The following is a 10,700-nucleotide window of genomic DNA, read 5'->3' on the forward strand; positions in this document are numbered from 1 at the left end:
GGGGTGTGGCGGGAACGGGAGGTGGCGGCGCGAACGCCGGCTCCCTCGGGGGCTCGTTCCGGGGCTCGCCGGTCGGGGCGAAGTTGCGCACGCCGTAGTCGCGGTACTCCGCGGAGTGCCGTGACCGCGCCCGGCGACCGGACTCGCCGTACGGCGGCGGGTTCACCGGCTCGACGGGCGGGCCGGCCCAGGCCCGATCCGGTTCGGAATGGCGGGCCCGCCGCCGCCGGCCCGACGTCTCGTCGGCGGCCGCGACGGCGGCGTCGGAGCCGGACCAGTGGCTACCCGGGGTGCCGGGGGGCAACCACAGCCCGGACGCGCCGGCGGGCTGCCAACCCGGCGCCTGCGGCTGGGGTTCCGGCTCGGACGCCGGCCGGGGCGGTGGGGGCGGTGGCTGGCGAGGTTCGAACCTCGGTTCCGGTTCCGGCGGCGCGGCGCGGTACGCCGGCTCGGGCTGGACCGGCGGGGCCGGTTCCGGCGGCACCTCGTACTGGTAAGGCACCCGCTCGCGGCGGGGCTGCGGCTGCCGGGGCGGCAACAGTGGTTCCTCGGGGACGTCGATGATCGCCGTTTCGTCGGCGCGGCCGGTGGCGTTGTCCTGGGGGACGGAGGTGACCCGATCGCTGGCCACCCAGTCGTAGGGCGCGTCACGCGGGGTCTCGCCGTTGCGGTCCCACTCGCTGTACGCGCGCTCGGGTGGCGCCTCGGTCTCCGGCTTCTCCAGGGCCGGCCGCTGGGCGAGATCGGTGTCGAACAGGATCTCCAGGCTGGTGCGCAACGCGCTCAGCTCCGCGCGCAGCTCGGCCAGGTCGTCGGCGGCCTGGGCGCGCAGCTCGGAGGCCAGCTCGCGGCGCAGCTGGGACTCCACGGTCAGCTCGTATTCACGGCGGGCCGAGATCTCGCGATCCAGCTGCAGGTCGTACACCAGCTTCAGGTCTCGGACGCGCGACTGATCCGCGTCACTCTGGCGGCGGTACAGCACCGACACGAAGGCACCGGCGACTGCGGCCCACAGCGCCAGGATTACAGCCAGCTTGAGGAGTTCCACCCGATTGGTGAAAACCAGCGCGGAGCTGGCCCCTATCGCAAGGACCAGCAACGCGGTCAAGAGCACCCAACCCGGCCTGCGGCCGCCGCGCCGAACCCGGGCGCCGCGGGACAGAACGGTCATGGCCTGACTGTACCTGCGCGAGGTCATTCCGCGTGTCGCCCTACTCCGGCGATTCTCACGCGGCTTGCCGGCCCGTCAGGAGGCGGGTTAGTTCTCCGCCCCTTCGCCGTGCTCGGGTTGATCCGGGGGCGACTTGCAGCAATGCTGCAGCCACAGCGCGGCGCCGACCAGCGCCAGCGCGCTGATGGCCGCGACCACCGTGCCGGTGGTGTCCTCGGCGGCCGCCCGCAGCCAGGATCGCCGCGGCAGGAAGTACACCAGCACCCCGACCCACCACCCCAGCGTCAGCGCGCCCACCCAGGCCGAGGCCTTGGCAACCATCAGCCCGCGCGCCACGGCCAGCGGGTGCAGCCAACCGGAGCCGACGCCGATTTCGCCGTCGTTGATCTTGGCCCGCACGTAGCGCGCCCACAGCGCTTCGGCGACGGCCACCGCCAGCAGCGACAGGCCCGTCCACACCGTGATGGGCGGAAACCACCGGTACAGGGCGTTCACCACCAGATAGCCCACCACCGCAGCGCCGACCACCGCGGCCGTCAGGTCACGTTTGCGCGTCGGTCCCATCAGGCTTCCGGTTCCCCACCGGCCGGCGGCGTGGCCGCCCGCTCGAGCGTGAGGCTCGTCAACCGAACGCCTGCCCGGTCGGCCGCGTCCAGCTCGGCGAGCAGGCCCGCGACGGGCCGCGGGCCCTCGGCGACGGTCAGCTGGGCATCGGGGTCGATGGCCAGCCACGGGATCATGACGAAAGCCCGCAGATGGGCCAGGGGGTGCGGCAGCGTCAGGTTGTTCTCGCGGGAGGTCACCTCCGCCTCGCCGTAGCAGGCGATCAGGTCGACATCGAGGGTGCGCGGCCCCCAGCGCTCGCCGCGGACCCGGCCGGCCGCGCGTTCGAAGTCCTGGGCCCGGCGCAGCCAGCCCTGCGCGTCGCACGCCGGGTCGTTGGCGATCAGCACCGCGTTGAGAAACGGCGCCTGATCGACCCGGCCCCACGGATCGGTCTCGTACACCGGGGACACCGCCAGCACCTTGTCGCCCAGCCCGTCGACCACCGACTGCAACCGCGCCAGGCGGTCGCCCAGGTTGGATCCGATGGACAGCACCACCCACGTCATCCGCGCCGCCCCCGGGCCCCGGTGCCGTGGTCGTCGCGCATCACAGCGCCCGGCCCGCCGGGACCACCGAACCGCGGCCGCCGCGGCGCGACCGCCGCACCACCACCGCGACGTCGGCGAACTGCTGCGGGATCGGGGCCCGCGGCTTGTGCACCACCACCTCGACCGCGTGCACCCGCTCGTCGTGCATCACCCGGTCGGCGATCTCGCCGCCCACCGCTTCGATCAGGTTGCGCGGCGGCCCGGCCACGACGTCGGCGGCGAGCTGGGCCAGTGCGGCGTAGTCGTAAGTGTCGGTCAGCTCGTCGCTTTCGGCGGCGCCGGCAAGGTCGATCCACACCGTCATGTCCACGACAAAGTCCTGCCCATCGGCGCGCTCGTGTTCGAAAACTCCGTGTCGCCCACGAACCGTCAAGCCCCGCAATTCGATTCGATCAGCCATCGTCTCCAGCCAGCTCGGTCTGCCGCTCTTCGGTCTGCGCCCACGCCCCCACCACTTTGAGCGCGTCGGCCGTGGCCCGCACGTCGTGCACCCGCACACCCCATGCCCCGTGCAGCGCCGCCAGCGCGGAGATCACCGCGGTCGCCGTCTCGCGGCCGTCGGGCGGACGCGGCGAGCCGTCGGGCCCGGCCAACAACGTACCGAGGAACCGTTTGCGCGACGCGCCCAGGAGGACCGGGATTCCGGTGGCGACGAACTGCGGCAAGGCGCGCAGCAGCGCCCAATTGTGTTGCCCCGTCTTGGCGAACCCAAGGCCCGGGTCGATCACCAGGTTGTTCGGGTCGACGCCCGCCGCGACGGCCGCGTCCACGCTGGCGAGCAGCTCGGTGCGCACTTCGGCCACCACGTCGTCGTAGTGCGGGGCCGCATGGGGGCGGTCGGCGGACACCGACCGCCAGTGCATCAGCACCCAGGGCACGCCGGCGTCGGCGAGCAGCGGCGCCATCGCGGGGTCGGCCCGTCCGCCCGACACGTCGTTGACGATCCGCGCGCCGTTCTGCAGGGCCGCCTGCGCGACCTCCGCGTGCATGGTGTCGATGCTTACCGTGATCCCTTCCGCCACAAGCTCTTTGACGACGGGGATCACCCGCGACGTCTCGACCCGTGCATCGATGCGCGTGGCACCGGGCCGGGTCGACTCCCCGCCGACGTCGACCATGTCCGCGCCGTCCGCGGCGAGCGCCAACCCATGCGCCACCGCGTTACCGGTATCGAGATAGCGGCCGCCATCGGAGAACGAGTCGTCAGTGACGTTCAGGACTCCCATAACCCGCACAGGCGCGACTCACTTACGCAGGATCAGGTCGAGCGCTTCGGCTCGGGAAGCGGCGTTGGTCTTGAACAGTCCGCGTACCGCCGAGGTGGTGGTGACCGCGCCGGGCTTACGGACGCCGCGCATGGCCATGCAGAGGTGCTCGGCCTCGATCACGACGATCACGCCCCGCGGATTGAGTTTGTTCATCAGGGCATCGGCGATCTGGCTGGTGAGCCGTTCCTGCACCTGTGGCCGCTTGGCGTAGAGGTCGACCAGCCGCGCGATCTTGGACAGGCCGGTGACCCGTCCGTCGGCACCGGGGATGTAGCCGACATGCGCCACACCGTGAAACGACACCAGGTGGTGTTCGCACGTGGAGTAGAGCGGGATCTCCTTGACCAGCACCAGCTCGTCGTGTTCCTCGTCGAACATGGTGTTGAGCACGCTGTCGGGGTCGGTGTAGAGCCCGGCGAACATCTCCTGGTAGGCGCGCGCGACCCGGGCAGGCGTGTCCCGCAGCCCGTGCCGGTCCGGGTCCTCGCCGATGGCGAGCAGCAACTCCCGCACCGCGGCCTCGGCACGCGCCTGATCGAACATCCGCGTCGGCGAAGTCGCGGTGTCCGGCCCCAAACCCGTCAAGGCCATCGAATCCTCCGTTCGTCAGCCGTGAGCCGGTGGGTTGGACCGGCTTACGTCGTCCCGCTCGGGAGACTTGCCGCCGTCCGGGTCGGGCAGGCTCGGCGGCGGGTAGGGCGGATACGGCGGGTACGGGGGCTGCGCCTGACCCTGCTGGCCGGGATGGCCCGGGTAGTGCCCGGCGGGTTGCGGCCAGTACGGCTGCTGCGGGCCCTGTGGCGGCGGATACCAGTAGTTGGGCTGCTGGTCCTGCGGTGGCCATCCCGGCGCGTGCCAGCCCGCCGGCGCGCCGTAGTCCGGCTGGGTGGGCCCGTGCGGCACGCCGGGGTGGTTACCGGCGCCTTGAGAGCCGTTCCCGCCGTTGTTCTTTCGGTCGGCGTCCACTCCCGCGGCCGCCGCGGCCTGGCTGGCCCTCGCGATAGCCGCCTTGAACGCGGGTTCGGGGACCGGCGGTGGCCACGGCTCGCCGCGCTCAATCGCCAGCTCGCCGGGGGTCTTGATCGGCGGCTTGTCCGACGGGATGCGGCCGCCGAAATCGTCGAACATGGTGAGCCTGGGCCGCTTTTCGACGCCGGCGAAAATCTTTTCCAACTCCGCCCGGTGCAGGGTCTCCTTTTCCAACAGCTGACCGGCCAACGTGTCGAGGATGTCGCGGTATTCGGTGAGAATCTCCCAGGCCTCGGTGTGGGCCGCCTCGATCAGCTTGCGGATTTCGTCGTCGATGTCGCGGGCCACCTCGTGGGAGTAGTCGGCCTGCGTCCCCATGGTGCGGCCCAGGAACGGGTCGCCGTGCTCGGTGCCGTACTTGACCGCGCCCAGCTTGGAGCTCATCCCGAATTCGGTCACCATCGCGCGCGCCACCTTGGTGGCCTGCTCGATGTCGGACACCGCGCCGGTGGTCGGCTCCCGGAACACCAGTTCTTCGGCGGCGCGTCCGCCCATCGCGAACACCAGCTGCGCGATCATCTCCGAGCGGGTCCGCAAGCCCTTGTCTTCCTCGGGCACCGCCACCGCGTGTCCGCCGGTACGTCCCCGCGCCAGGATCGTGACCTTGTAGATCGGCTCGATGTCCGGCATCGCCCAGGCGGCCAGGGTGTGGCCGCCCTCGTGGTAGGCGGTGATCTTCTTTTCCTGCTCGCTGATGATGCGGCCCTTGCGCCGCGGGCCGCCGATCACGCGGTCCACCGCCTCCTCGAGGGCGGCGCCGGTGATGACGGTGCCGTTCTCGCGGGCGGTCAGCAGCGCCGCCTCGTTGATGACGTTGGCCAGGTCGGCACCGGTCATGCCGACGGTGCGCTTGGCCAGGCCGTCGAGGTCGGCGTCGGGGCCGATCGGCTTGCCCTTGGAGTGCACCTGCAGCACCGCACGGCGCCCCGCCATGTCGGGGTTGGAAACGGGAATCTGCCGGTCGAAGCGCCCCGGGCGCAGCAGCGCCGGGTCCAGGATGTCGGGGCGGTTGGTGGCGGCGATCAGGATGACGCCGGCCCGCGGGTCGAACCCGTCCATTTCGACCAGCAACTGGTTCAGCGTTTGCTCGCGCTCGTCGTGGCCCCCGCCGAGGCCGGCGCCGCGCTGGCGGCCCACCGCGTCGATCTCGTCGACGAAGATGATGCACGGGTTGTTCTGCTTGGCCTGCTCGAACAGGTCGCGCACCCGCGACGCCCCCACGCCGACGAACATCTCGACGAAGTCGGAACCGGAGATGGTGAAGAACGGCACCCCGGCCTCGCCGGCCACCGCGCGGGCCAGCAGGGTCTTACCGGTCCCGGGCGGGCCGTAGAGCAGCACGCCCTTGGGGATCTTGGCGCCCAGCGCCTGGTAGCGGCCGGGATTCTGCAGGAAGTCCTTGATCTCGTAGAGCTCTTCGACGGCCTCGTCGACGCCGGCGACGTCGGCGAACGTGGTCTTGGGCATGTCCTTGTTGAGCAGCTTGGCGCGCGACTTGCCGAACCCGAAGCCCATGCGCGCCCCGCCCTGCATGCGGGAGAACATGACGAACAGGCCCACCAGCAACAGCAGCGGCAACACGTAGACCAGCAGCTCGCCCAGGATGCTGCCCTGGTTGACGACCGTGCTGACCTTGGCATTCTTGGCGCTCAGCGCGTTGAACAGGTCGACGGCGTACCCGCTCGGGTACTTGGTGATCACCTTGTCGGAATTGTCGGTGTCGTTGTTGCCCTTTTTCAGGGTCAACCGCAGCTGCTGCTCGCGATCGTCGATCTGCGCGCTCTTGACGTTGTCAGCATTGATCTGCGCCACCGCCACCGAGGTGTCGACGGGCTTGTAGCCGCGGGTGTCGTCGCTGAAGTAGAAGAACGACCAACCGAGCAGCACCACGACTGCAATCGCCGTGACGGTGCGAATAACGTTTTTCCGGTTCATCAATCATCGGCCTTCGTGGCCAGGTCCTTCCCCGATATACACGCAGCTCGAAAAGTCCAGGTTACCGCTCGTGGCGATCGCCAGCTCCGGCAGAGCCGGAGCGAAGCGGGTCGCCACCATCTGTCGCGTGGCGATCACCAGCTCCGGCAGAGCCGGGCACAACGGGGTCGCCACCATCTGTGCATACAACGACCAGGGGTTCCCGCCGGGATCCCCGACTCGGGCACGCGCGCCGGACGTCGCCGTCATTCGTAGTAGCGGGCCTCGACGACGTTGCCGTCCGGATCGGCGAAGTAGTAACCCTCCGGCGCCCACCCGCGAGCCCCGAAGGTAGGACTCAATCTCGCGCCGGTGTCCACTCCTTCCGCCTGCAGGCGTTGGTCGAGCGCGTCGTACTCCGGTTTCGGCAATGCGAGGCAGACGTGATTGACCGGGTGCCCGGCGCTGCCTGCCGTCTTGGTCAGAGACTCGGTGGCGGCGGCGTTGGCCACCGGCAGCAAGTCGATGATCGAGTCCTCACACACCCGCACGCTCGGGAACGGCGCATCGCCGGCCTCGAACTCGGCAAACCGGACCGGCTCCAAGCCGACCACCCGCGTGTAGAAATCCATCGAGGCGCGCGGATCCCTCGTCCAGAGGACGACGTGGTCGAGCCGCTTCATTCCGATTCCACCTGCTTTCGCGTAATTGCGATGGCTGCACGGCGATATCTACCAGGCGACGAAAGCCGTTGGAATGCTATTCGCAATCAGCGCGAATACTTCTCAGCCTCGTAGGGGTTGTGCTTTGGTGGCAGGGTGCCCAGATCAACCGAACGGTTAGTAGAGACCAATGGTGTCCAGCTGCGGGTGACCGAGGCGGGAGAGCGCGGCGCGCCCGTCGTGATTTTGGCCCACGGGTTTCCCGAACTCGCCTATTCGTGGCGCCACCAGATACCTGCCCTGGCCGACGCGGGTTACCACGTGTTGGCACCCGACCAGCGCGGCTACGGCGGCTCCTCGCGCCCCGAAGCGATCGAGGCCTACGACATCCATCAGCTGACCGCCGACCTGGTCGGTCTGCTCGACGACGTCGGCGCCGAGCGTGCCGTCTGGATCGGACACGACTGGGGTGCCGCCGTGGTGTGGAACGCTCCCTTGCTGCACCCGGACCGGGTCGCGGCGGTTGCCGCCCTCAGCGTGCCGGCGGTGCCCCGCTCGAAGGTGGCGCCGACCAGGGCGTGGCGCAAGGCATTCGGCGAGAACTTCTTCTACATCCTGTACTTCCAGCAGCCCGGCGTCGCCGACGCAGAACTCAACGCCGACCCCGCCCGCACGATGCGGCGGATGATGGGTGGGCTGCGCACGACCGCCGACAAGGCCGCGGGCCTGCGGATGGTCGCGCCCGGGCCCGAGGGGTTCATCGATCGCCTTCCGGAACCCGACGGGCTGCCCGACTGGCTGAGCCGGGAGGAGCTCGACCACTACATCGCCGAGTTCTCCCGCACCGGCTTCACCGGCGGCCTGAACTGGTATCGCAACTTCGACCGCAACTGGGAGACCACCCCCGAGCTGGCCGACGCGAAAATCACTGTGCCGGCGGTCTTTATCGGGGGGACCGCCGATCCGGTGTTGACGTTCACCCGCGCCGACCGTGCGGCGCAGTTGATCACCGGGCCCTACCGGCAGGTGATGATCGAGGACGCGGGGCACTGGTTGCAGCAGGAGCGGCCCGACGAGGTGAACGCGGCCCTATTGGACTTCCTCAACGGATTGGAGCTGCGATGAGCGCGCCACTTCGCTTCGGTGTCTTCATCACACCGTTTCACCCGATCGGCCAATCGCCAACCATGGCTTTGGAATACGACATGGAACGGGTAGTCGCGCTCGATCGGCTCGGGTTCGACGAAGCCTGGTTCGGCGAACACCACTCCGGCGGCTACGAGCTGATCGCCTGCCCGGAGGTCTTCATCGCCGCCGCGGCCGAGCGGACAAAACACATCCGGCTGGGCACCGGCGTGGTTTCGCTGCCGTACCACCACCCGCTGATGGTGGCCGACCGCTGGGTGCTGCTCGACCATCTCACCCGCGGCCGGGTGATGTTCGGCACCGGTCCCGGCGCGTTGCCGTCGGACGCCTACATGATGGGCATCGACCCGGTCGACCAACGGCACATGATGCAGGAGTCGCTGGAAGCGATCCTCGCGTTGTTCCGCGCCGGGCCGACCGAGCGAATCGACCGCCACACCGACTGGTTCACGCTGCGCGAGGCGCAGCTGCATATCCGCCCGTATACCTGGCCCTATCCCGAGATATCCACGGCCGCAATGATTTCCCCGTCTGGACCGCGGCTTGCGGGCGCGCTGGGCACGTCGCTGCTGTCGCTGTCGATGTCGGTACCCGGCGGCTACGCCGCGCTGGAAACCACCTGGGACGTGGTGCGCGAGCAAGCCGCCAAAGCCGGCAGGGACGAGCCGGATCGGGCCGACTGGCGCGTTTTGAGCATCATGCACATCGCGGACAGTCGAGAGCGGGCCATCGACGACTGCACCTACGGGCTGCAGGATTTCGCCAACTATTTCGGCGCTGCCGGGTTCGTCCCGTTGGCCAACACCGTCGAGGGCGCCCAGACGCCCCACGAGTTCGTCGAAGACTACGCGGCCAAGGGGAATTGCTGCATAGGAACCCCCGACGATGCGATCGCCCACATCGAAGACCTGCTCGACCGCTCGGGCGGTTTCGGCACACTGCTGATGCTCGGCCACGACTGGGCGTCCCCGGAGGCGACATATCACTGCTATGACCTGATGGCGCGCAAGGTGATCCCCCATTTCAAGGGGCAACTCGAGGCGTCGCGTTCGTCGCACGACTGGGCCAAGGGCAGACGCGACCAGTTGATCGGCCGAGCCGGTGAGGCCGTGGTGAAAGCCATCACCGAGCACGTCGACGAACAGAAGGGCGTGAGCAGCTGATGCGCGCCGCGGTATTGCGAGATGGCCGGATGGTCTATCGAGACGATGTGCCAGATCCCGTACCCGAGGCGGGGCAAGTACTGGTCGGCGTGCGGGCGTGCGGGATATGTGGTTCGGACCTGCATTTCGCCGCTCACGGCGCACACGTGCTCGAGATGACCGAACGGGTGGCCCGCGGTGCGGGGGGCATGCATGTCGACTTGAATCACGACGTTTTCATGGGCCACGAGTTCAGCGCCGAGGTGCTGGAGGCCGGGCCCGGCACCGAGACCCACCCGACGGGAACGCTGGTCACCTCGCTTCCGGTGCTGTTGTCCGCCAAGGGCGTCGAACCGATCGTCTACAGCAACAGCACGATCGGCGGCTACGCCGAACGCATGCTCCTCTCGGCCGCGCTGCTGCTGCCCGTCCCGAACGGGCTTGACTTCAAACACGCGGCCCTGACCGAACCCATGGCGGTGGGGCTGCACGCGGTCAACAAGTCCAACGTCGCCCCCGGCGAGACGGCCCTGGTGATCGGCTGCGGTCCGATCGGCATCGCGATCATCGCGGCGCTGCGATCCCGAGGGGTGGAAAACATCGTGGCATCGGACTTTTCGCCGAAGCGGCGGGAACTGGCCACCGCCATGGGCGCCCATCAGACCCTGGATGCAGGGCAGGGTTCACCGTTCGACTCCGTCAAACCGGCCGTGGTATTCGAAGCGGTCGGAGTGCCCGGGATCATCGATGACGTGCTGCTCCGGGCCCGCCCGGGCACCCGTCTGGTGGTCGCCGGCGTCTGCATGCAGCCCGACACCGTACATCCGTTCTTCGCTATCGCCAAGGAGATCAACGTCCAGTTCTGCCTTGCCTACACTCCCGAGGAGTTCACCGATTCGCTGCGCGCGCTGGCGGAGGGTGACATCGACGTGAGCCCGCTGATCACCGGAGAGGTGGGCCTGGACGGGGTCGGCGACGCCTTCGACGAACTCGCCGACCCCGAGCGGCACTGCAAGGTTCTCGTCACCCCTTAAGGCACAGAGTCAATGGTGGCGACCCGCCACTAGACCCACGGTGGCGACCCGCCGCGCCCGGCCAGGCCGCGCTTGCGATCGCCACTAGGCCCAGCTGGATCCGACGGCGCTGTCGGTGCTGGCCATGTTGCTGCCGGCGCTTTGCACCTTCTGCCCGTGGGCGTTGGCCTGCTCGTAGAT

General features: G+C 69.2%; 11 protein-coding genes and 1 pseudogene. 3 read left to right on the forward strand and 9 right to left on the reverse strand.

Features of this window, described 5'->3' with window-relative positions:
- The 8 genes from AWC03_RS17380 to AWC03_RS17415 all read right to left on the reverse strand — a co-directional run.
- Window positions 1-1,171 (reverse strand): DUF6779 domain-containing protein (locus AWC03_RS17380; RefSeq protein ID WP_085241970.1); only part of this gene is annotated, 1,171 nt, incomplete at its 3' end.
- An 87-nt stretch (window positions 1,172-1,258) separates the two neighbouring features.
- A complete protein-coding gene (locus AWC03_RS17385) occupies window positions 1,259-1,735 on the reverse strand; it encodes a DUF3180 domain-containing protein (RefSeq protein WP_085241971.1) in 477 nt (158 codons plus the stop codon).
- Window positions 1,735-2,283, reverse strand: a complete 549-nt coding sequence (gene folK, locus AWC03_RS17390) for a 2-amino-4-hydroxy-6-hydroxymethyldihydropteridine diphosphokinase (RefSeq protein ID WP_085241972.1) — start codon at window positions 2,281-2,283, stop codon at window positions 1,735-1,737. The genes AWC03_RS17385 and folK overlap by 1 nt, the downstream gene beginning before the upstream one ends.
- 40 nt (window positions 2,284-2,323) lie before the next feature.
- Complete coding sequence (gene folB / locus AWC03_RS17395; protein WP_085241973.1) at window positions 2,324-2,725, reverse strand: dihydroneopterin aldolase; 402 nt, start codon at window positions 2,723-2,725, stop codon at window positions 2,324-2,326.
- Window positions 2,718-3,551, reverse strand: a complete 834-nt coding sequence (gene folP / locus AWC03_RS17400; RefSeq protein ID WP_085241974.1) for a dihydropteroate synthase — start codon at window positions 3,549-3,551, stop codon at window positions 2,718-2,720. Before folP ends, folB begins: the two co-directional genes overlap by 8 nt.
- 18 nt (window positions 3,552-3,569) lie before the next feature.
- Entirely contained in the window at window positions 3,570-4,184 is a 615-nt protein-coding gene (folE, locus tag AWC03_RS17405) for a GTP cyclohydrolase I FolE (protein WP_085241975.1), read from the reverse strand.
- A gap of 15 nt (window positions 4,185-4,199) precedes the next feature.
- Entirely contained in the window at window positions 4,200-6,557 is a 2,358-nt protein-coding gene (gene ftsH / locus AWC03_RS17410) for an ATP-dependent zinc metalloprotease FtsH (protein WP_085241976.1), read from the reverse strand.
- 245 nt (window positions 6,558-6,802) lie between these two features.
- The gene (locus AWC03_RS17415) at window positions 6,803-7,219 is read right to left on the reverse strand and encodes a VOC family protein (RefSeq protein WP_085241977.1); all 417 of its coding nucleotides are present in this window, start codon (window positions 7,217-7,219) and stop codon (window positions 6,803-6,805) included.
- A 135-nt stretch (window positions 7,220-7,354) separates the two neighbouring features.
- Here AWC03_RS17415 and AWC03_RS17420 point away from each other — a divergent pair, with 135 nt between their 5' ends.
- From AWC03_RS17420 to AWC03_RS17430, 3 genes are read left to right on the forward strand one after another with little or no spacing between them, the layout of a single operon-like run.
- A complete protein-coding gene (locus AWC03_RS17420; RefSeq protein WP_142278426.1) occupies window positions 7,355-8,323 on the forward strand; it encodes an alpha/beta fold hydrolase in 969 nt (322 codons plus the stop codon).
- On the forward strand, window positions 8,320-9,507 hold the full coding sequence (locus tag AWC03_RS17425) for an LLM class flavin-dependent oxidoreductase (protein ID WP_085241979.1): 1,188 nt from the start codon (window positions 8,320-8,322) through the stop codon (window positions 9,505-9,507). Before AWC03_RS17420 ends, AWC03_RS17425 begins: the two co-directional genes overlap by 4 nt.
- On the forward strand, window positions 9,507-10,520 hold the full coding sequence (locus tag AWC03_RS17430) for a zinc-binding dehydrogenase (RefSeq protein WP_085241980.1): 1,014 nt from the start codon (window positions 9,507-9,509) through the stop codon (window positions 10,518-10,520). Before AWC03_RS17425 ends, AWC03_RS17430 begins: the two co-directional genes overlap by 1 nt.
- A gap of 84 nt (window positions 10,521-10,604) precedes the next feature.
- Here the strand turns inward: AWC03_RS17430 and AWC03_RS17435 are convergent.
- A pseudogene (locus tag AWC03_RS17435) lies at window positions 10,605-10,700 on the reverse strand (type VII secretion protein EsxI); the annotation flags it as partial.

The sequence above is a fragment of the Mycobacterium europaeum genome, from assembly GCF_002102155.1.
GTDB lineage: Bacteria > Actinomycetota > Actinomycetes > Mycobacteriales > Mycobacteriaceae > Mycobacterium > Mycobacterium europaeum.

Coding starts and splice junctions, on each gene's coding strand:
- folK (WP_085241972.1), bottom strand. CDS start 2,283: ATGACGTGGGTGGTGCTGTCCATCGGATCCAACCTGGGCGACCGCCTG.
- AWC03_RS17430 (WP_085241980.1), top strand. CDS start 9,507: ATGCGCGCCGCGGTATTGCGAGATGGCCGGATGGTCTATCGAGACGAT.
- AWC03_RS17415 (WP_085241977.1), bottom strand. CDS start 7,219: ATGAAGCGGCTCGACCACGTCGTCCTCTGGACGAGGGATCCGCGCGCC.
- folB (WP_085241973.1), bottom strand. CDS start 2,725: ATGGCTGATCGAATCGAATTGCGGGGCTTGACGGTTCGTGGGCGACAC.
- folE (WP_085241975.1), bottom strand. CDS start 4,184: ATGGCCTTGACGGGTTTGGGGCCGGACACCGCGACTTCGCCGACGCGG.
- AWC03_RS17385 (WP_085241971.1), bottom strand. CDS start 1,735: ATGGGACCGACGCGCAAACGTGACCTGACGGCCGCGGTGGTCGGCGCT.
- ftsH (WP_085241976.1), bottom strand. CDS start 6,557: ATGAACCGGAAAAACGTTATTCGCACCGTCACGGCGATTGCAGTCGTG.
- AWC03_RS17425 (WP_085241979.1), top strand. CDS start 8,320: ATGAGCGCGCCACTTCGCTTCGGTGTCTTCATCACACCGTTTCACCCG.
- folP (WP_085241974.1), bottom strand. CDS start 3,551: ATGGGAGTCCTGAACGTCACTGACGACTCGTTCTCCGATGGCGGCCGC.